This is a genomic window from Streptomyces fulvoviolaceus (assembly GCF_000718165.1).
GTDB lineage: Bacteria > Actinomycetota > Actinomycetes > Streptomycetales > Streptomycetaceae > Streptomyces > Streptomyces fulvoviolaceus.
Genome location: NZ_JOEY01000005.1, coordinates 152,084 through 172,218 on the forward strand (window position 1 = coordinate 152,084; position 20,135 = coordinate 172,218).

The window sequence follows — 20,135 nt, forward strand, 5'->3', positions numbered from 1 at the left end:
GCCAACACCGGGGAAGCCCGTGCCCTGGAACCGTACGAGCCGTTCTGATCACAGGCTCGCCTCGCGTATATGATCACTCCGCACTAATTGCCGTGGTGGTAAAAGGACTTGCATGTTCCGGAACCCCGCGGCACCTACACACAGCACCACCAACGGGGAAGAAACAACATGAACTTCCGCACCACCCGGGGCCGTCTGGCCACCGCCGCCGTCAGCGCCGCCATCGCGGGCGCCCTGGCCGTGAGCGCCTCGCCGGCCTCGGCCAGCAGCAGCAACGGCTATGTCAGCGGCGGCGGTTCGTTCTACGACGACTTCGCCGACGAGGGCACCCTGTCGACCTCGTCGCACACGGACTCCAACGCGACCTGCTTCTGGCAGATCATCCTGTACGCCGAGGGCGTCAAGGAGAGCAACGGCACCAAGTACGACCACGCGGACATCGACGGCAAGTTCGGCTCGAACACCAAGTACGCCACCAAGCAACTGCAGAAGGCCTGGGGTCTGACGCAGGACGGCATCGTCGGCAAGAAGACGTTCGGCTCCGCCGACGACAAGTGGAACTCGTCGACCGGGGCGGGCGAGCTGGAGTACCGCAGCACGGGCTCGACCTCGGCCACGAAGTACAAGATCCGCTACCACGGCTCCCGCTACTACTTCGAGATCTACCGCACGTCGGGCGGCAACTACCGCATCTACCACAACAACCAGTGGCAGTACGCGAGCTACAAGAACAACAGCAGCTGCAGCTGACCCACAGCCGTAGGCCCACCGGTTGTCGACCGGCGGGCCTACGGCATTCATGGTCCGGACGGCGGGTGCCCGACGTCCGGCGCCGCCGCCTCCCAGGCGAAGACCGCAGGACCGGCCGGCTCCTCCGGGTACCCCACCTCGTCGTCGGCGTCACCGTCGCCCCACCGGTGTTGAACCAGACGCCCCGCCTGCCCCGAACTCCAGCTCTGTGTGAGCGAGTTACTGACGAACGTGATCGTTCACGTCGGCGAGGGCACCTCGGTGACGCTCCGCCTGTTCGCCTGGCTCGTCGTGCGCCGCCCCGGCGGGGACGACGAGTCGGGCCGCGGCCTCCTGTTGCTCGACGCGGTCGCGGCGCGGTGGGGCGTGACACAGCACCACGGCGGCAAGTCCGTGTGGTGCGAGTGGTACGGAGACGCAGCGGACAGCACGGGTGGTTCCACACCGCACACCTGAAACTTTCCAGGTACCTCCGGGCGCCCGCCGCCCCCATCCTGGATCCGGGCCAGGGCGGCTCCACGCCTTGGCACGCAACGGGGAAGGAACACCCATGAACCTCCGTACAACTCGCGGCCGCGCCGCCGCAGCCGCCGTCAGCGCGCTGGCCGTGGGAGGGCTGGCGCTCAGCGCCTCGCCCGCCTCCGCAAGCGCGAGCAGCGGGTACGTCAACGGGAGCGGCTCGTACTACGACGACTTCGCCGATGAGGGCACGCTGTCGACCGCGTCGCACGCCAGCTCCAACACGACCTGCCTCTGGCAGAAGATCCTGTGGGCCGAGGGTGTCAAGGAGAGCAACGGGACCGCGTTCGACTACGAGGACATCGACGGTCACTTCGGTTCGAACACCAAGTACGCGACCAAGAAGCTGCAGAAGGCCTGGGGGCAGACCCAGGACGGCATCGTCGGCAAGAAGACATTCGGCTCCGCCGACGACAAGTGGAACTCGTCGACCGGGGCGGGCGAGCTGGAGTACAGGTCCTACGACAGCGGCTCGTCCCTGAAGCGCTGGAAGCTGACCTACCACGGCAGTGCCCACGCCTTCAACCTGTACCGCGCCACCAGCGCCTACGACGGCAGGTACACCTTCTACGCCAACAACGCCTGGCGGCCTGCGAGCTACAACGCCAACTCCTGCGACTGACGCAGCACACAGCGACGGCCCGCCGGCCACCACCGGCGGGCCGGACCCATAGGTGCGGCGGCTCCGTTCAGCCGCCGTAGCGGTGAAACACCGCCGCCCGTCCCGTCCTGCCGTCACAGTGTTCGCACGCCACCGGGGGGAGGATTGCGAACAGCCGGCTGCGGCACCCCGGACGTGGGTGCCGCAGCCCGCGCTCCCTCGAGCGTCCCGGGCCACTCCCCCGGCCCGTGCCGGTAGTCTCGCGTCAACTGGCGTGACACGAGAGCGCGTTGAGCGAGAAGGAACAGTCGGGGGATCCATGACAGACCAGCGGCCCACGCCGCCCTATACTCCCGCATCCGGTGACGCGGCGCTGCAGCAGGCGGGGGCGACTCCGCTCCAGCCCGCCGACCCCGGGCGGATCGGCCCGTACACACCGCTCGGCCGCCTCGGCAGCGGCGGCATGGGCCGCGTCTACCTGGCACGCCCCGCCGACGACAGCCCGGGCCTCGCCGCCGTGAAGGTGATCCGGCCCGAGTACGCCGAGGACCCGCAGTTCCGGCGGCGGTTCGAGCGGGAGGCCGGCGTGCACGGGCGGCTTCGGACGGCGTACGCGCCGGAGCTGCTCGGCACCGGGTTCGAGGAATCGCTGCTGTGGATGGCGACGCAGTATGTGCCCGGTCTCAACCTCGCCGACGCCGTACGCGAGTGCGGTCCGCTGGAACCGGCCGGTGTGTGGCGGCTGGTGGCGGACCTCGGGCGGGCCCTGTCGGCGCTGGCCGCCGTCGGCGTCGTACACCGAGATCTCAAGCCGTCCAACGTGATCCTGTCCACGCGACGCGCGCATGTCATCGACTTCGGCATCTCGCAGGCCGTCGACAGCAGCGCGATCACCGGCACCGGGAGCCGGGTCGGGACGCCCGCCTTCATGTCGCCCGAGTACTTACGGGAGGGGCGCTGCGACGCCGCCTCCGACGTCTTCTCGCTTGCGTGCGCGCTCACTTACGCCGCAACCGGGCACGCCCCGTTCGGCGACGGGACCGGTGTGGACGTCATGCACCGGGTCGCCTTCGAGGAGCCCAAGCCGGACATCATGGCCGAAGTCGCGACCGTCGACCCCGCGTTGGCCGCCCTCCTGGCCGGCTGCCTCGCCAAGGACCCCGCCGGCCGGCCCACGGCCCAGCAGCTGATCGACGCCGGCTCGGCCGCCCTGCACGGCCACACCCCCTCCTGGCACGAGCCGTTGGGCGCCCGCCTGCTCGCCCGGCAGCAGGCGGCCGCCCTGCTGGAACAGACCTCCGCCCAGCAGACCGTCCACCTCCGCGCACCGGTGGCTCCCGCCTCCGGCGAGAACACCACCCCGCGCAGGCGGAAGAAGCCCTACCTCGCCCTCGCGGCCGGCCTCGCCGTGGTCGCCGTCGCCGCGAGCGCCTTCTTCCTCACCCGCCCGTCCGTCGAGGAAACGGCCTCGGTCTCCCCGACGGCCTCCGCCGAGGCCACCTCCGACGCCGAACCGGCCTCGGCCCCGCCCAGTTCCTCCAGCTCACCTTCCCCGAGCGAGACGGAGGAGAAGGCGAAGGAGAAGAAGGGCAAGGAGTCGGAGGCGGCGAACGACGGCTCGTCCGGATCCGGTGGCGGCACGGATCGTACGCCCTCCGCGACGGCCACATACGGCGGCGGCGACGGCGGAAGCTCGAGCGGCGGCGGCGTCAGCACCCCGACCGCCACGGTCACCAAGACCACGTCAGCCCCCGCCACCCCGGCGTGGATCTCCCAGTGCACCTACTACTCCGGCACCGAACTCACCGTCTACGGCGACAAGAACCAACGCGTCGTCCAGGTGCAGTGCATGCTCTCCAAGCGCGGCTACAGCGTCGGTGACGCGGGCGTGGACGGCCAGTTCGGCAAGGACACACTGACCGCGGTGAAGCAGTTCCAGAGCGCCAAGGCGCTGGACGTGGACGGTGAAGTGGGCCCCAACACCTGGGCGGCGCTGCGCAGTTCGACCTGACGGTGCGCGCGTCGGCGCACCCTGGAGTCTTTCAGGTTCCGCGCATCCGGTCCTCCCCGCAGCATGAAGCGGAAGCAGGCATTACGCGACGGCGTGACGCCTGAGCGACCTGCACCGACATGCGACGGGGGATCCAGTGACGCTGCGCATCCACTTCACGGCCGACGACCTCGCCCGTACGACCGTGGCGCCGGGTCCGGACATCATGTGGGAACTGATCAGCAGCCTCCACAGACTGCAGGCACCCCGAACCGCCGCCCGGTACGGCCCGTGGCTGCGACACGTCCGCGCCCGGCTGGGGACCCGGAACCTGCGGGCGGCGCTGCGGCCGCTGACGGCCCTGGTGCCACGTCGCGGCGCCTTCCCCGATTTCCTCACTCCTTCGGCTCCTGGGGACTTCGCGGCCTCGCTGGAACTGGTCCGTGCCACCCCGGACCGCCGTCTGCGGCACGAGCTCGCCGACGTGTTCCGCGGCCGCCGGCCGTCGCACTGGGTGCGGCTGCTGGCCACCGGAGACCGGAACTGCCGTCAGGACCTGCAGTCCGCGCTGACCGTGTACTACCGGGAAGTACTCCGTCCCTACGTTCCCGAGCTGGGCGAAGCGGTCCTGACGGAGCGGGCGTTACGCAGCCGGGGCCTGGTCGACGGCGGGGTCGAGTCGCTCCTGCGCACCCTGTCGCCCTCGATCCGCTGGACCGCGCCCGTGCTCAGCTCCGACTACCCGTGCGACCGCGACCTTCATCTGCAGGGACGGGGCATCACCCTCGTCCCGTCCTTCTTCTGCACCGGCACCCCGGTGACCCTGATCGACCCCGACCTCTCGCCGGTGCTGGTCTACCCCGTCACCGCCCCTTCCCGCCCGCCCGCGGCCCCCGACGGCCTGGCCGCGCTGCTCGGCCGTACCCGCGCCCTGGCCATCCACGTGCTGTCCCACCCGCGCTCGACCACCGAACTCGCCCTGCGCCTGGGAGTGTCCGCCGGAACCGCCAGCCGGCACGCCGCCGCCCTGCGCGACGCGGGCCTCGTCACCAGCACCCGGCAGGGCAGCACGATGCTGCACGTCGCGACGGACCTCGGCAGCCGGCTGGCCCGTTCACGGTGACGCCACGGAACCGGAACCGGGACCTCCTGTTTGCATACGTACGCAATCTCCTGGCGCCCGGAACGCCCCGTCGGCCAGCGTAGTCATGCACACATCAACGCACATCGAAGCGACGCCATGTCGCTGACAACGGGGAGACACCGCGATGAGAGCACGCATGGCCATGGTCCTGGGCGCCGCCCTGACCGCCCTGGCCCTGGGAGCACCGCCCGCTTCGGCGGATCCCGACAACCCGCCGGACTTCAAGGCGCCGTTCGAGTGCGGCCAGACCTGGGAGATGTACACCCGGGACGGTCACGGCGGCAACGAGACAGAGGATCAGCAGCAGCTCGACATGGAGCGGGTCGGCGGTGAGACGGAAGGCTCCGCCGTCCTGGCGGCGGCGGACGGCGAGGTGTACTGGGAAGTCTCGGGCGGCGATGACGGCAGCAGGATCGGCATCAACATCAAGCACGATGGCGGCTGGTTCAGCCAGTACCTCCACATGAGCGAGTACGTCGAGGTAGGAACCAAGGTCAAGCAGGGGGACCGGATCGGCACCGCGAGCAACGCGGGCACCACGGTCCCGCACCTCCACTACCAGGAGATGTACGACTCCGACGGCGACGGGTCGGGCGAAGAGAACGAGCTCGTCTACCCCTATCTCGAAGGCAAGGAGTACCGCATCACCCCGGAGGACGGACGCGTCTCCTTGACCAGCACCAACAACTGCGACGGCAGTGGCGACCCCGGTGACCCGGGCGAGCCGGAGCCGGAGCCGGAGAAGACGAAGCTCGCCTACACCGGCGACACCTCCCTCGCAGGCGGTGACCCCGCCGAACTGTCCGCCGTACTCACCGAGGAGGAGTCCGGGAACCCCGTCGCCGACCAGAAGGTGAGCTTCACGCTCGGCGCCGACGACAGCGCGCAGGCCTGCGAGGGCACCACGGACGCCGAGGGCACCGCCACCTGCACCATCGAGGAGGTGGACCAGCCGCTGACGGACGACGCGACCGTCCCCGTCACCGCGGCCTTCGCGGGCGACGACGCCTACGAGCCGTCCGAGGCGCCCGCCACCCTCGATCTGCGGTATGTGACCGGACGCGCCTACGGCCTGTCCGCCGAGGTCCCGCTGCCGCTCATCCCCATCGGCATCGACCCGACGCCCGACACCGGGGCGGTGCGCACGGCCGGCGCCGGGACCACGGACGCCGGGTGCGCCGAGCAGATCGAGGCGATCGTGCTGTCCGCGGGACCGCTGTGCGCCGACGTGGTGACGAAGACCGGCCCCAACTCGTCCACGGCGACCGCCACCGTGGCCGACGCCAGGATCGGACTCACCGGGCTGCCGGTCGTCGAGGTCACCGGGCTCACCGCCGAGTCGTCGAGCACCTGCTCGGCGTCGAAGGGCAGTGTCGGCCTCACGCTGAGCATCGGCGGCACCCCGGTCGAGATCCCGGACACGCCGAACCACTCCATCGACCTCGGGGCCGGGGCCAAGCTCGTCGTCAACGAGCAGATCCCGGTCGAGGGCGCGGACCAGGGCCTGACCGTCAACGCGGTGCACCTGACCGCGCTCGGCGGCGCGGATGTGGTGCTCGGGTCCAGCACGTCCGGCGCGTTCAACTGCTAGACCAACCGTTCCCGTACGCCGTCGGGGCGGCCTCGAAAGGCCGCCCCGACGGTCGTACACGTGCGTCCCGGTGTCAGTGGAAGAAGTGCCGCGTCCCCGTGAAGTACATCGTCACGCCCGCCTTCCGCGCCGCCTCCACGACCAGCTCGTCCCGGACCGAGCCGCCCGGCTGGACGACCGCCTTCACGCCGGCCTCGGTGAGGATCTCCAGGCCGTCGGGGAAGGGGAAGAAGGCGTCCGAGGCGGCGTAGGAGCCCGCGGCGCGCTCGGCGCCCGCCCGCTCCACCGCCAGCTTCGCGGAGTCGACGCGGTTGACCTGGCCCATGCCGACGCCGACGGAGGCGCCGTCCTTGGCGAGGAGGATGGCGTTGGACTTGACCGCGCGGCAGGCCTTCCAGGCGAAGGCCAGTTCCCGCAGCTCGGAGGGCGACAGCGCCTCGCCCGTCGCCAGGGTCCAGTTCGCCGCGTCGTCGCCGTCCGCCTGGAGGCGGTCCGTCACCTGGAGGAGCGCACCGCCGTCGATGGGCTTGACCTCGACGGGGTTCGCGGGCGCGCCCTCGGCCTTGAGCACCCGGATGTTCTTCTTCTTGGCGAGAGCCTCGAGGGCCCCCTCCTCGTAGTCCGGCGCGACGATGACCTCGGTGAAGATCTCCGCGACCTGCTCGGCCAGCTCCTTCGACACCGGGCGGTTGACGGCGATCACGCCGCCGAAGGCCGACAGCGGGTCACACGCGTGTGCCTTGCGGTGCGCCTCGGCGACGTCCGCGCCGATCGCGATGCCGCAGGGGTTGGCGTGCTTGATGATCGCGACGCAGGGCTCGTCGTGGTCGTACGCGGCACGGCGGGCGGCGTCCGTGTCCGTGTAGTTGTTGTACGACATCTCCTTGCCGTGCAGCTGCTCCGCCTCCGCGAGACCGCCGGTGCCGGAGGTGTACAGGGCCGCCGGCTGGTGCGGGTTCTCGCCGTAGCGCAGGGTGTGCGAGCGGTCCCAGGTGGCGCCCAGGAAGTCGGGGAACTGCGACTCGTCCACGGGCGCGTAGGAGGAGGCGAACCACGAGGCCACCGCCACGTCGTACGACGCCGTGTGCTGGAAGGCCTCCGCGGCGAGGCGCTTGCGGGTCGCCAGGTCGAAGCCACCGTCCTTCACCGCACCGAGGACGTCCGCGTAGCGCGCCGGGCTGGTCACCACCGCGACCGACGGGTGGTTCTTCGCCGCCGCGCGCACCATCGACGGGCCGCCGATGTCGATCTGCTCCACGCACTCGTCCGGCGTGGCACCCGACGCGACCGTCTCGCGGAACGGGTAGAGGTTGACGACGACCAGGTCGAACGGCTCGACGCCCAGCTCGGCCAGCTGCTGCCGGTGGTCCTCCAGGCGCAGGTCGGCCAGGATGCCCGCGTGGACCTTCGGGTGCAGGGTCTTGACCCGGCCGTCCAGGCACTCGGGGAAGCCGGTCAGCTCCTCGACCTTGGTGACGGGGACGCCGGCGGCGGCGATGCGCCCGGCGGTCGACCCGGTCGAGACGAGCTCCACGCCCGCCTCGTGCAGGCCGCGGGCGAGGTCTTCGAGGCCCGTCTTGTCGTAGACGCTGACGAGTGCGCGACGGATGGCCCGCTTGTTGCTCTCGGCGGTGGCGGTCACTGGATAACTACCTTTCGTCCCTCAATGCGATAGCCGTTGCGGGCGAGCCGCCCCACGACATCGACGAGCAGCCTTCGCTCGACTTCCTTGATGCGCTCGTGCAGAGCGCTCTCGTCGTCCTCGTCCCGGATCTCCACCACGCCCTGAGCGATGATCGGTCCGGTGTCGACGCCGTCGTCGACGAAGTGGACGGTGCAGCCGGTGACCCGGGCGCCGTACGCGAGCGCGTCGCGGACGCCGTGGGCGCCGGGAAAACTGGGGAGCAGGGCGGGGTGCGTGTTGACGAACCGCCCGCCGAACCGGGCCAGGAACTCCTTGCCCACGATCTTCATGAAACCGGCGGACACGACGAGGTCGGGCTCGTGGGCAGCGGTCGCCTCGGCCAGGGCCGCGTCCCACTCCTCGCGGCTCTCGTAGTCCTTCACCTTGCACACGAAGGTCGGCAGCCCGGCGCGCTCGGCGCGGGCGAGCCCCTCGATGCCCGCACGGTCCGCTCCCACGGCCACGATCTCGGCCCCGTACGCCTCGACACCGGCGCTCGCGATGGCGTCGAGCAGCGCCTGCAGGTTCGTACCGGATCCGGAGACCAGCACGACAAGTCGCTTGGCCACGGGCTTGGCGGCCACGGCGGGGCCCTTTCTCGGGGGAGCGTTTGTACGGTCGTACGAATGCTTCGCGCCCCGGGATACGGGGAAGTCTACGAAGCGGCCGACCGTCAGCAACGATACCGGCACACCGGACGGCCCCCACGGGACGGGGGCGTGGCCGGAAGGTAGCGTCTGGGACGAGCGGACCTGGGAACGCGGTAGTCGTGCGGCGCGTTCACCATGTGACAGCTCACGCCAGACAGCCGTATCACCTAGGGGAAGACGCTCACTTGATGCCGGACCGCAGCCTGCGACTCCTCACGCTCCCCCAGCAGTCGGTGCAGGGAGGGGAGCGCAGCGGCGTGCTGCTCCGGGAGCAGCACGCCTCGCCGCCCGACGCGCCCTCGGGCGGCAAGGGACAGAAGCAGGGCGACGAGCGGGACCGGGCGGCCGAGGAGGACAACCCGTTCGCGCCGCCGCCGGAGGGCACCCCGGACCGCCCCTGGCAGCCGCGCCGCCCGGCCGACGGTGAGGGTTCCCAGGGCGACGACAACAACTCCCCTTGGGGCAACCAGTGGAGCGACCGCCAGCCCGGCCGCTCCCCCGACGGCTTCGGCGAGCGTCCGGGCGGACCCGGATCCGGCCCCGGCCCCGAGGGCCCCGGCAATGGCGGCAACGCCGGCCCCGGTCTGCGCTGGGACCCCACGGATCCCGCCCAGCGCCGGGCGCGCTTTGCCCTGCTCTCCGGCATGTGGGCCTTCTTCTTCGCCCTCTTCAGCTGGCCGTACGTCGCCCTGCTGCTCGGCGCCCTCTCCCTCTACTGGGGCATCAGCGCCCTGCGCACCAAGCCCCGCTCCCCCGACCCGGACACCCCGGCCGCCGCGCAGACCGGCCGCCCCCAGACGACGGCCGCGGTGAGCGGCCTGGTCACCGCCTCCCTCGCCATCGCCCTGGTCGCCGCCGGCTTCACCGCCAAGATGGTCTACGACGACTACTACACCTGCACGAACGACGCCCTCACCAACGAGGCGAAGCAGTCCTGCACGGACCTCCTGCCGAAGGAACTGCGGGGGTTGCTGGGGACGAGCAGCTGAATCCAGCCCCTCCGGCGTTTGAGGAGCGGGGGTCCCGGGGGCGGAGCCCCCGGGACGGGACGGGACGGGTAGGGGCGGCGGGGGCGAAACACCCCGAGGGTCAGTCCGTGCCGGGCGTCTCGTCGGGACGCAGCGTGGACGCCTCCTTCAACGCCGCCCAGCGAGCCTCGCGGGACGCGTCGTCGTGCCAGGGCGCGGGCGGAACCGGCTCCGGCCGAGGTTCGACGGGCAGGAAGTCGTACGGCTCGAAGGCCGCGTCCTGGCCATAGGGGACGTACGGCATTCCGCCCGCGCCCACTTCCGGCGTCGCCCCGCTGCCGGCCGAGCTCTTCCGCCGGGAGAACCAGCTCCCGACCGAAGGCAGCCGCAGTCGACGTCGGGCGGGGCGCCCCTCCGCAGAGGCACCGTCCCCGCCGCCCACCGGCTCCACCCGAGGCTTCGCGATCCGCACCGCCCCCTTCGCCCCGCGTTCCCGGCACCGCCAGGCCCGCAACCCCACCGCGACCGGGATCCCCGCGCCCGCGATCCAGGCCAGCGTCGCCCCGCCCGTCTGCCACCACACCGGCCCGAAGCGGGCGAGCGCGGCGACGCCGAGGGACCCGCCGGCGAGCGCGGAGAGGACGGCGACCAGGGCCGCGCACAGGGCGGCCGCGAGCCAGACGGTTCCGGCGGTCCGCCCGCGCGACCAGGCCACCGCCCGCTTCCCGTCGGCAGACCCCGCCCGCCCCACGAACCACCCCACCGTCACCCCGGCCACCACCGGCACCACGCCCGCCGCCCAGTTCAGCGGCGTACCGGTCCCGGCGTCCGGTACCGCCGTCAGCAGGGGGAACGGCGGCAGGAGGGGAGCGGGCGCGGAGGAGAGCGGAGCGACCGCGTGGCCGACGCCGAGGGTGAAGCCGGGGCCGAGGGAGTACGCCGCCGCCCAGACCGCCGCGTTCGGCACCAGCGCCAGACAGAGGAGCAGGACGGCGAAACGGCCCGACCACCCCTCCGTCAGCTGCAGGAAGGACCCCCTGGCCGCACCGCCGTGCCACACCAGCGACGCCGCCAGCAGCGCCGCCCCGCCCCCGACGAGCACCGCCGCCCCGGCCCCCGCGGCACGCGCGGCGGTGCCGAGGCGGGCCCGGCCTTCGGGGCCGAGGGCGAGTCGCCGTACCCCCGCGGGCAGCAGGATCAGCACGTTGTCGACCGCCTCGTACGGTCGGCCGTACGCCGTCCAGACGCCCAGCCCCGCCGCCGCCATGACGACCAGCGGCAGGCACACGCCCGTCCACGCCCACGAGGGCCGCAGCTCGCCGCCGGCGCAGTACAGCGCGGCGGCCGCGCCGACGGCGAGGTAGCCGAGGACGACGCCCGCCCACGCGGTCCGCGCCGAGACGAGGGGCGGCTCCTCGTCGCCGGACGCGGCGTCGCGCGCCGCGCGGTGCACCAGCCAGACCGGCAGGGCGAGAAGGAGGAGCGGGGTGATGCCGACGGGCGCGGGAACACCGGAGAGCGTGTCGGTGCGGACCAGTTCGGCGCCGTGGGCAAGGAGCCACAGCGCGGCGGCCACGTGCAGCGCGCCGCCGGGCCCGCTGTCGGGATACGGCGAGCTGATCCACAGCACCATCACGAGCACGGCGAACGAGCCGAGCCCCAGCCCGGCCGCGAGCGCACCTCCCACGAGGCCGGCGGCCAGTCCGGGCGACCGGTCGCGCAACCGGGTGAGCAGGGGCGACAACGACGGTCGGCGAGCGGTCATCTGGATCACGACCGCCATGCTCCCAACGACACGCGCTTTCCTGTCGTAACAGGCGAACCTCCGAAGTGTCGCTCAATATATGTTTATGTACTTTTTCGTGCGAAGGGGCGCCCGGTGACGCAGAGTCCTGCAACCCCTCTCCCGCCGCCCAAGGAGCGCCGACGCCTGCGTGAGGCCGGGTCGTTGACGCAGGTTCAGGTCGCGGAACGGGTGGGCGTCACCCGCGAGACCGTCCGTGCGTGGGAGTCCGGCCGCAGGAGCCCGCGCGGCCGGAAACGGGAGGCGTACGCGAAGCTGCTGGACGAGCTCACCCCGGAGCCCGAGGTGACGGTGACGGCATGCCAGGAGGAGGAGCCGCCGCCCCCCGAACCCGAGGCACCGGTCGCCCCCCTGACCCCCGCTCAGGCCTTCGACGCGCTGTACGCCTTCTGCTCACCCGCCCTCGTACGGCAGACCTATCTGCTCACCGGGCGGCGCGAGCTCGCGCGCGAGTCGGTCGAGCGGGCCTTCCAACTCGCCTGGCAGCGCTGGCCCGAGGTGGCCGTCGACCGGGACCCGGCGGGCTGGGTGCGGGCGACGGCGTACGAGTACGCGCTCTCCCCCTGGCACCGGTTCCGCCCGCGCTACCGGCACCCGGAGCCGCCCCCCGCCGACGCGGTCGACCGCGCGCTGGTGGACGTACTCCTGAAGCTGCCGCCGCCGTATCGCCGCACGCTCTTGTTGTACGACGGTGTCGGCCTCGATCTGCCGGAGACCGCGGCGGAGACGGAGGCGACCACACCGGCGGCCGCGAACCGGCTGCTGCATGCGCGCGAGGTGATCGCCGCGCGGCTGCCGGAACTGTCGGATCCGGTCGAGTTGCACCGGCGGCTGGCGTCACTGGCTTCCACGGAGCGCTTGCGCGCGGCGAGGCCGCCGTCGGTAAGGACGGGGGGTGAGCGCAAGGCGCGCTTCTGGACGCGGGCGGCGATCGCGTTCACGGTGGCGTTGATCGGGACGACAGCGCTGACGGTGCGGGCGGCGCCGACGCACTACGAGCCACCGGTCGCGCCGGGGGCGGAGGTGCAGGGGGTGCCGCCGCGGGCGGCGCAGGGGTCCTTGTCGGATGCGGAGGTGGACCTACGGCAGAAGTTGCGAAGGGAGGCGGCGAGCGGCCCGGAGAGGCTGGTACCGCTGAGTCGCTAGCTGCGGGCCGGTGGGGGCTGGTCGCGCAGTTCCTCCCCGCGCCCCTTGAAAGCAGGCCTGCTCAGGTCTTTTGGGGGCGCGGGGCTGCATCAATATGCGGCTCCGCGGCGTGGGCGCGACCAGCCACAACGAACCCGCACCCGCCCGACAACCGAACCCGGCACCCCCGCAGAGCACGAAGGTGGGCCCGCCCCCCCACGCAGGGGAACGGGCCCATCAACCGTCAGCTGAGTACCTCAGCCGGCGAGAAGCTCACGAGCAAGCTTCGCCGTCTCCGTCGGCGTCTTGCCGACCTTGACGCCGGCGGCCTCGAGGGCCTCCTTCTTCGCGGCGGCCGTGCCGGACGAACCGGACACGATCGCACCCGCGTGGCCCATGGTCTTGCCCTCGGGCGCGGTGAAGCCGGCGACGTAACCGACGACCGGCTTCGTCACGTTCTTCGCGATGAAGTCCGCCGCACGCTCCTCGGCGTCGCCGCCGATCTCACCGATCATCACGATCAGGTCGGTGTCGGGGTCGGCCTCGAACGCGGCGAGCGCGTCGATGTGCGTGGTGCCGATGACGGGGTCGCCACCGATGCCCACCGCCGACGAGAAGCCGATGTCACGCAGCTCGTACATCATCTGGTACGTCAGCGTGCCGGACTTCGAGACCAGGCCGATGCGGCCCGGCTTGGTGATGTCGCCCGGGATGATGCCGGCGTTCGACTGGCCCGGGGTGATGAGACCGGGGCAGTTCGGGCCGATGATCCGGGTCTTGTTGCCCTTGGACACGGCGTACGCGTAGAACGCGGCCGAGTCGTGGACCGCGATGCCCTCGGTGATGACGACCGCGAGCGGGATCTCGGCGTCGATCGCCTCGACCACGGCGGCCTTCGAGAAGGCCGGCGGGACGAAGAGGACGGATACGTTCGCGCCCGTCTTCTCGATCGCCTCGGCGACCGTGCCGAAGACCGGGATCTCGGTGCCGTCGATGTCGACCGACGTGCCCGCCTTGCGCGGGTTCACGCCACCGACGATGTTCGTGCCGTCGGCCAGCATGAGCTTGGTGTGCTTCATGCCCGTGGCACCGGTCATGCCCTGGACGATGACCTTGCTGTCCTTGTTGAGGAAGATAGCCATGGCTGTGTCTGTCCCTCTTCCCTTACTTCGCAGCCGCGAGCTCGGCGGCCTTGTCGGCCGCGCCGTCCATGGTGTCCACGCGCTGGACCAGCGGGTGGTTGGCGTCGGAGAGGATCTTGCGACCCAGCTCGGCGTTGTTGCCGTCGAGGCGGACGACGAGGGGCTTGGTGACTTCCTCGCCCTTGTCCGCGAGCAGCTGCAGCGCCTGCACGATGCCGTTGGCGACCTCGTCGCACGCGGTGATGCCGCCGAAGACGTTGACGAACACGGACTTGACGTCCGGGTCGCCGAGGATGATCTCCAGGCCGTTCGCCATCACGGCCGCGGACGCGCCGCCGCCGATGTCGAGGAAGTTGGCCGGCTTCACGCCACCGTGCGCCTCACCGGCGTACGCGACGACGTCGAGGGTGCTCATGACGAGACCCGCGCCGTTGCCGATGATGCCGACCTCACCGTCGAGCTTGACGTAGTTGAGGTTCTTGGCCTTGGCGGCGGCCTCGAGCGGGTTGGCCGAGTCCTTGTCCTCGAGCGCCTCGTGCTCCGGCTGGCGGAACTCGGCGTTCTCGTCCAGGGAGACCTTGCCGTCGAGGGCGATGACCTTGCCGGAGGCGACCTTGGCGAGGGGGTTGACCTCGACGAGGAGGGCGTCCTCCTTGATGAAGGTGTCCCACAGGGTCACGAGGATCTCGGCGACCTGCTCGGCGACCTCGGCCGGGAACTTCGCCTGGGCGACGATCTCGCGGGCCTTCTCGATCGAGACGCCCTCATTGGCGTCGACCGGGACCTTCGCGAGGGCCTCGGGGTTCTCCTCCGCGACGACCTCGATCTCCACGCCGCCCTGGACGGACGCCATGGCGAGGAAGGTGCGGTTGGTGCGGTCGAGGAGGTACGAGACGTAGTACTCCTCGACGATCTCGGGCGCGGTCTCGGCGATCATCACCTTGTGGACCGTGTGGCCCTTGATGTCCATGCCGAGGATGTCCGTCGCACGCGCGACGGCCTCGTCCGGGGTGGCGGCGAGCTTCACGCCACCGGCCTTGCCACGGCCGCCGACCTTCACCTGGGCCTTGACTACGGACTTGCCACCGAGACGCTCAGTGGCTGCGCGGGCCGCCTCAGGCGTGTCGATGACTTCACCGGCCAGCACCGGTACATCGTGCTTGGCGAAGAGGTCCCTCGCCTGGTACTCGAACAGGTCCACGCGCTTCCGTCCTCAGTGATCTCGCGGTTCGTTGGATGCGTGGGCGTGCCGCGAAGGGCAACGTGACGTCCGCTGTCACAAGGGAGGCGCACACGGTGTCCGAGCGCGCGGCATGTCCGTCTCGCAGGTTATCCCTGCTTGCCGGGGGCCTCTAAATCGCGGGTCACACCTGAGCGGTGATACCTGTCACATGATGCCGAGATCTCTGGCACGGCGTGCCGCAAGTGAAGGACCTCACCGGGTTGGGGTCGACCCGGTGAGGTCCCCTGAACAGCCCCTAAGGGGCGCAGGGCGGCTGGTCCCCACCCCAATGGGGACCCTCCCGCCCCAGCCGTGAGGTTTCGGTCGGACAAACCGACGGCTTTCGGCCGTCCGGGTCCTGTCGCCTCACGGAGTCGGTCGGAATCGGTCGGGATCGGTCGGGCAGGGGAAGGTCAGGCGCCGTACGTGCTGCCGTACTGCACGTTCGGCACGTAGCCCGGGGTGATCGAGTCGGCCACGCCCTCGACGCCGGTGAGGGCGTGGCCGACGAGCGGACCCGCCGTGTTCTGGGCGGTCCCCGTCAGGTCCTGCGCGAAGGGCGCGACCTGACCGACGACGGGCTGGACCTCGGAGACGACCCCGTACGCGAAGGGCGTGACGTCGCCCGTGACGCCGTGGGCCAGCGTCGTGGCGCTGTCGGCGACGGGCCGGACGGTCCGGGTGACGGTGTCGACGACGGGCTGGACGGCACCGGCGACCCCGTACGCGAACGCCGGGACCTCGCCCGTGACGCCGTACGCCAGGTCGGTCGCGTGACCGGCCACGCCGTACGCGAGCGGCTCCACGGAGGCGGCGACACCGCCCCCGAAGGACTGCACGTCGCCGGCCACGCCGTACGCCAGCCCGCCCGCGTCCCCGACGGCCTGCCCCGCGACGGGCAGCACGCCGTGCACGGCGGTGTTCACGACGGGGGGCAGCACGGCGGCGGTGGTGTCGTCGGCGATCTGACCGACCAGACCGGTCGCGTACGGCGGTACGTCGGTGACGACGCCGTCGACGACGGGCCGGATCTCGGCGACCACGCCGTACGCGTACGCGGGGACGTCCGCGGCGACACCGTTCACGACCGGCTGGACGCCGCCCACCGCGTGGGTGACGACGGGCTGGACGTCGGCGACGACGCCGTACGCCAGCGCGGTCGCGGCGTCGACGGTGTGACCGGCGGTCTGCGCGACCCCGCCCACGGCACCGGCGGCGACCGGCGTCACGCCGTTCACCGTGCCGGTGACGACGGGGGTCACCCCGCCGACGGCCTGCCCGGCGACCGGACCGACGCCCGCCACCGTCCGGCCCGCGACCGGCAGCACTCCGTCCACGGCGGTGGTCACGACGGGCGGGACGGCCGCGGCCGCCGTCTGCTCGACGACCGGGGTGACCGTGCCGGGGACGCTCGCGACGGTGCCGACGGCCTGCTGCTCGACACCGCCGACCGCGCCGGCGACCTGGTGGTGGACACCGGTCACCGTGCCGGTGATGTGGCTCGGGACGGATGAGACGGTGGCCTCGGCGGCGCCCGTGACGGCGGTGGCCTCGGTCTCGGCGACGGTGGCCACGCCGGCGACCCGGCCCTGGGCGCCGGTGACCGTGGTCTGCACGGCGCCGGTCGCGCCGGACACGGTCCGGCCCGCGCCCGCGACCGTCTGCTGCGCCTTCGTCCGTACGACGCCGTCGACGCCCTGCGCCTGCGTACGGGCCGCCGACTGCACGCCCTGCAGCTTCGTCTGGGCCGCGGCGAGCGCCTGCTCCAGTTCGGGGGCGAAGACGGAGAGAGGGCCGAAGAGGTAGTCGATGCCGTCCTGGGGGGCGTCGCTCGCGTCGCTCGCGTCGCTCGTGTCGGAGACGGCGGCGTGGACCGTGGTGGTGGCCTCGACGGCGGTGGACTTGGCCTGCGCCTGGGCGGCACGGGCGGCCTTGGCGCCCTGGATGGCGGCGGCGCCCTTGATCTTGGAGGCCTTGGAGACCTGGGAGGCCTGAGGGACGGTGACCTTCGCGTCGACGTAGCGGCGGGCCTGGTCGGTGGTGCCGGTGGTGCCGGTGGTGTCCGCGACGGTCGAGGTCGCGTCCTTGACGGCCGTGCCGTCGGTGACGCCGGCGACGGTGTCCTGTACGCCGGAGACGACACCGTCGACCGTGCCGGTGACGGTGTCGGTGACCGCGCCGAGGGTGTCGGTGAGAGTGGTGTCGGAGGTGGCATCGGTGGTCGGGTCCGAAACGGACAGGGAAGAGGCCGGGAGTTCGTCCGCGCTGGCCACGGTGGAACCGAGCGCCCACGCACCGGTGACGCCGGCGGCTATGACGATGGAACGGCGGATGTTCTTGTTCATGGGTACGTCAGATCCTTGGATCCTGGGGAGGCCTGTGGAGGCCTGGGGACATTCCGGAGCCGACGGGCTCCAGGGGCTTCCGTCCGGAGATCGGAGGGGTGTCCGAACGGTTCGGGCAGACCTGATCCGCCCCCGCGCGGCAGGTCAGCAGCGGGGGAGGTCTGCCCTAGCCGGGGAAGACGGGAATGTCCCGGTGCCTGTCCCGGGTCCCGGCCGCGGAGACGCCCGCGGCGGCACCGGGCACGAGCCTCAGCGGCGCCCGGTGGTCGGTGGTGACGGCGTGTACGTCGCCGTGCCGTGACGTGCCGTTGTCCACGGCCGGCCTGTTGCCCAGGGCACCGCCCGGGGCATCGGCGGGCGCCTGGTGGACGGGCGCGTAGGCGGAGGGTGCTGCGCGGTGCGCGGAGGTGTCCGCGGTGGTGTCGGTCGCGGTGCCGTACGCGACGAACCGCGGCCCGTAGGTGTCACTGCTCTTGCCGAGGTGCTCGGCGCCCTGTTCCTCGGCCGCCGGCTCGGCGCCGCCGCCCGGCTGGGGCTGCGGTGCCGATGTGACCGGGGCGGGCAGGGTCTCCACCGGAAACAGGGGGAGACCGGGGAGTTCGGGCAGCGTGGGGAGGCTCGGCCACGACGGGGACTCCGGCAGTGACGGGAGGTCGGCCCCCGCCTCGGTCAGCCCCTCTGTCAGCCCTGTGGTCACGGTCTCGACCGCCTCGCCGACCGGCTGCACGACACGGTCACCCACGGACTGGATGACGTGATCGGTCACGGGGCGGACGAGCTGATCGTCGACCGGCGAAAGCGGCTTCACGTCGACCGGGGGCGGCTGCGCACCGACCGGGGCCGCGGGCGCCTTGTGGGTCGGATGGACGACGGGCTTGTCGGCCTTGTCGGCGTCGACCGTCTTGTCCACGAGGCTGCCGACCGTGTTGCTAGTCAACGACCGGGCGTCTCCCACCGAAGTCGCCGACACCGTGCCGTCCGCCGCATGCGCCTGTTCCCCGCAGAGGAACCCGAGCATGAACAACCCACCCACCAGCAGCACCACTTGCAGCACACGCCGTCCGGCCGCCGTGCGCATCACGCGCAGAGCGGCACCGGGCAGAGCTGCTGGCAAGGTCAAGACGGGGCGGTTCCTCCCGTGCGGCGGAACGGAATCGAAAGCGGCGGAACGGAATCGAAGGCCGTGGAACGGAATTCGAAGGCTGTGGAGGCGTCGATCCTTGCACGGGACTCCCGAGGTTGCGCAAGCCCTCCGTTACCGATGGGTAGGCATGTCCGTTTTGGTGGCCCAAGTCGGGCGTCGTCACATCGACAAATCACCAACAGGCGGGCGGTTTCCCGTAGTCACGCCGTCACGCGGTGTCCGGTATCGGCAGCGGGCGCTTCTCGATGGCCGCCGCCATCACCTCCGGGAACAGATCGGGCGTACACGCGAAGGCCGGTGCGCCGAGGGCGGCGAGCGCGGCCGCGTGCTCCCGGTCGTACGCGGGCGCCCCCTCGTCGGACAGCGCGAGCAGCGTCACGAACTGCACGCCCGACGCCTTCATCGCCGCGACCCGCTTGAGCATCTCGTTGCGGATCCCCCCTTCGTAGAGGTCGCTGATCAGCACGACCACCGTCTCGGTGGGCCGGGTGATCTGCGACTGGCAGTACGCGAGCGCCCGGTTGATGTCCGTACCGCCGCCGAGCTGCGTGCCGAACAGCACGTCGACCGGGTCGTCCAGCTGGTCGGTGAGGTCGACGACCGCCGTGTCGAAGACGACGAGCCGCGTGTTGATCGACCGCATGGACGCGAGCACCGCCCCGAACACGGACGCGTACACGACGGACGCCGCCATCGAGCCCGACTGGTCGATGCAGAGGACGACCTCCTTCTTCACCGACTGGGAGGCGCGGCCGTAGCCGATGAGCCGCTCCGGCACGATCGTCCGGTGCTCCGGGAGGTAGTGCTTGAGGTTGGCCGCGATCGTGCGGTTCCAGTCGATGTCGTGGTGACGCGGCCGGTTGATCCGAGCGCTGCGGTCGAGCGCGCCGGTGAGCGTGGCCCGGGTGCGGGTGGCGAGCCGCTTCTCCAGGTCCTCGACGACCTTGCGCACGACGGCCCGTGCCGTCTCCTTCGTCGTCTCCGGCATCACCTTGTTGAGGGAGAGCAGCGTGCCGACGAGGTGCACGTCGGCCTCCACCGCCTCCAGCATCTCCGGCTCCAGCAGCAGCGTGGACAGCCCGAGCCGGTCGATGGCGTCGCGCTGCATGACCTGCACGACGGAGGAGGGGAAGTACGTCCGGATGTCCCCGAGCCAGCGCGCGACGGACGGCGCCGACGCCCCGAGCCCCGCCGAACGGTCCTTCCCCGCCTGTCCCTTGTCCTTGTCCCCTCTCCCGTAGAGCGCGGTGAGCGCCCCGTCCATCGCGGCGTCCTGCCCGGCGAGCGCGCATCCGGTGCCGTCGGCCGCGTCGCCGCCGAGCACGAGCCGCCAGCGGCGGAGCCGCTCCTGTGCCAGGTCGGTCGACTCCGTCGTCATCCGTGCACCCCCGTGCGAAGTCGCTCCCAGAGCGGGATCACCCGGACGGTCGCCGAACCGTCGTCCGGCCGGCGCCCG

16 protein-coding genes are annotated in these 20,135 nt (G+C 71.7%); 8 read left to right on the top strand and 8 right to left on the bottom strand.

The annotated features are described in order from the left end of the window. Positions 1 to 168 precede the first annotated feature (168 nt). From IG08_RS0106985 to IG08_RS55675, 6 genes are all read left to right on the top strand, one after another. Entirely contained in the window at positions 169 to 750 is a 582-nt protein-coding gene (locus IG08_RS0106985) for a peptidoglycan-binding domain-containing protein (RefSeq protein ID WP_052424507.1), read from the top strand. Between the two features lie 231 nt (positions 751 to 981). Further along, on the top strand, positions 982 to 1,206 hold the full coding sequence (locus IG08_RS53955; protein WP_338060140.1) for an ATP-binding protein: 225 nt from the start codon (positions 982 to 984) through the stop codon (positions 1,204 to 1,206). 94 nt (positions 1,207 to 1,300) lie between these two features. Then, on the top strand, positions 1,301 to 1,891 hold the full coding sequence (locus tag IG08_RS59980) for a peptidoglycan-binding domain-containing protein (RefSeq protein ID WP_030597595.1): 591 nt from the start codon (positions 1,301 to 1,303) through the stop codon (positions 1,889 to 1,891). A gap of 298 nt (positions 1,892 to 2,189) precedes the next feature. Then, on the top strand, positions 2,190 to 3,881 hold the full coding sequence (locus IG08_RS0107000; RefSeq protein ID WP_030597598.1) for a serine/threonine-protein kinase: 1,692 nt from the start codon (positions 2,190 to 2,192) through the stop codon (positions 3,879 to 3,881). Positions 3,882 to 4,017: 136 nt separating this feature from the next. Further along, positions 4,018 to 4,983 carry an ArsR/SmtB family transcription factor gene (locus tag IG08_RS0107005; protein ID WP_030597600.1) on the top strand — a complete coding sequence of 322 codons (966 nt, stop codon included), beginning with the start codon at positions 4,018 to 4,020 and terminating at the stop codon, positions 4,981 to 4,983. 145 nt (positions 4,984 to 5,128) lie between these two features. After that, a complete protein-coding gene (locus tag IG08_RS55675; RefSeq protein WP_199820817.1) occupies positions 5,129 to 6,595 on the top strand; it encodes a choice-of-anchor P family protein in 1,467 nt (488 codons plus the stop codon). Between the two features lie 73 nt (positions 6,596 to 6,668). Here the strand turns inward: IG08_RS55675 and purH are convergent, their stop codons facing one another. Beyond that, on the bottom strand, positions 6,669 to 8,237 hold the full coding sequence (gene purH / locus IG08_RS0107015; RefSeq protein WP_030597606.1) for a bifunctional phosphoribosylaminoimidazolecarboxamide formyltransferase/IMP cyclohydrolase: 1,569 nt from the start codon (positions 8,235 to 8,237) through the stop codon (positions 6,669 to 6,671). Beyond that, the gene (gene purN / locus IG08_RS0107020) at positions 8,234 to 8,863 is read right to left on the bottom strand and encodes a phosphoribosylglycinamide formyltransferase (protein WP_030597608.1); all 630 of its coding nucleotides are present in this window, start codon (positions 8,861 to 8,863) and stop codon (positions 8,234 to 8,236) included. Before purN ends, purH begins: the two co-directional genes overlap by 4 nt. Before the next feature lie 254 nt (positions 8,864 to 9,117). Between purN and IG08_RS0107025 the strand changes: the two genes are divergently transcribed. Next, positions 9,118 to 9,918, top strand: a complete 801-nt coding sequence (locus IG08_RS0107025) for a hypothetical protein (protein ID WP_030597609.1) — start codon at positions 9,118 to 9,120, stop codon at positions 9,916 to 9,918. Between the two features lie 100 nt (positions 9,919 to 10,018). Here the strand turns inward: IG08_RS0107025 and IG08_RS0107030 are convergent, their stop codons facing one another. Further along, the gene (locus IG08_RS0107030) at positions 10,019 to 11,680 is read right to left on the bottom strand and encodes a cell division protein PerM (RefSeq protein ID WP_030597612.1); all 1,662 of its coding nucleotides are present in this window, start codon (positions 11,678 to 11,680) and stop codon (positions 10,019 to 10,021) included. Between the two features lie 96 nt (positions 11,681 to 11,776). On the opposite strand from IG08_RS0107030, the gene IG08_RS0107035 reads away from it, so the two are divergent. Continuing rightward, positions 11,777 to 12,847: a helix-turn-helix domain-containing protein gene (locus tag IG08_RS0107035; protein ID WP_030597613.1), complete on the top strand. Its 1,071-nt coding sequence runs from the start codon at positions 11,777 to 11,779 to the stop codon at positions 12,845 to 12,847. 236 nt (positions 12,848 to 13,083) lie between these two features. Here IG08_RS0107035 and sucD read toward each other — a convergent pair whose 3' ends face one another. The 5 genes from sucD to IG08_RS0107060 all read right to left on the bottom strand — a co-directional run bounded on the left by sucD (position 13,084) and on the right by IG08_RS0107060 (position 20,057). Beyond that, positions 13,084 to 13,968 carry a succinate--CoA ligase subunit alpha gene (gene sucD / locus IG08_RS0107040; protein WP_030597616.1) on the bottom strand — a complete coding sequence of 295 codons (885 nt, stop codon included), beginning with the start codon at positions 13,966 to 13,968 and terminating at the stop codon, positions 13,084 to 13,086. 22 nt (positions 13,969 to 13,990) lie between these two features. After that, a complete protein-coding gene (gene sucC / locus IG08_RS0107045; RefSeq protein WP_030597619.1) occupies positions 13,991 to 15,169 on the bottom strand; it encodes an ADP-forming succinate--CoA ligase subunit beta in 1,179 nt (392 codons plus the stop codon). A gap of 434 nt (positions 15,170 to 15,603) precedes the next feature. Then, positions 15,604 to 17,535, bottom strand: coding sequence for a hypothetical protein (locus tag IG08_RS0107050; RefSeq protein ID WP_030597631.1), 1,932 nt, complete (start codon positions 17,533 to 17,535; stop codon positions 15,604 to 15,606). Positions 17,536 to 17,701: 166 nt separating this feature from the next. Continuing rightward, positions 17,702 to 18,655: a hypothetical protein gene (locus IG08_RS0107055; RefSeq protein ID WP_030597638.1), complete on the bottom strand. Its 954-nt coding sequence runs from the start codon at positions 18,653 to 18,655 to the stop codon at positions 17,702 to 17,704. Positions 18,656 to 18,887: 232 nt separating this feature from the next. Next, positions 18,888 to 20,057 carry a VWA domain-containing protein gene (locus IG08_RS0107060; protein WP_030597640.1) on the bottom strand — a complete coding sequence of 390 codons (1,170 nt, stop codon included), beginning with the start codon at positions 20,055 to 20,057 and terminating at the stop codon, positions 18,888 to 18,890. Positions 20,058 to 20,135 lie beyond the last annotated feature (78 nt).

Coding starts and splice junctions, on each gene's coding strand:
- IG08_RS0106985 (WP_052424507.1), top strand. CDS start 169: ATGAACTTCCGCACCACCCGGGGCCGTCTGGCCACCGCCGCCGTCAGC.
- IG08_RS59980 (WP_030597595.1), top strand. CDS start 1,301: ATGAACCTCCGTACAACTCGCGGCCGCGCCGCCGCAGCCGCCGTCAGC.
- IG08_RS0107000 (WP_030597598.1), top strand. CDS start 2,190: ATGACAGACCAGCGGCCCACGCCGCCCTATACTCCCGCATCCGGTGAC.
- IG08_RS55675 (WP_199820817.1), top strand. CDS start 5,129: ATGAGAGCACGCATGGCCATGGTCCTGGGCGCCGCCCTGACCGCCCTG.
- IG08_RS0107025 (WP_030597609.1), top strand. CDS start 9,118: ATGCCGGACCGCAGCCTGCGACTCCTCACGCTCCCCCAGCAGTCGGTG.
- IG08_RS0107030 (WP_030597612.1), bottom strand. CDS start 11,680: ATGGCGGTCGTGATCCAGATGACCGCTCGCCGACCGTCGTTGTCGCCC.
- sucD (WP_030597616.1), bottom strand. CDS start 13,968: ATGGCTATCTTCCTCAACAAGGACAGCAAGGTCATCGTCCAGGGCATG.
- IG08_RS0107050 (WP_030597631.1), bottom strand. CDS start 17,535: ATGAACAAGAACATCCGCCGTTCCATCGTCATAGCCGCCGGCGTCACC.
- IG08_RS0107060 (WP_030597640.1), bottom strand. CDS start 20,057: ATGACGACGGAGTCGACCGACCTGGCACAGGAGCGGCTCCGCCGCTGG.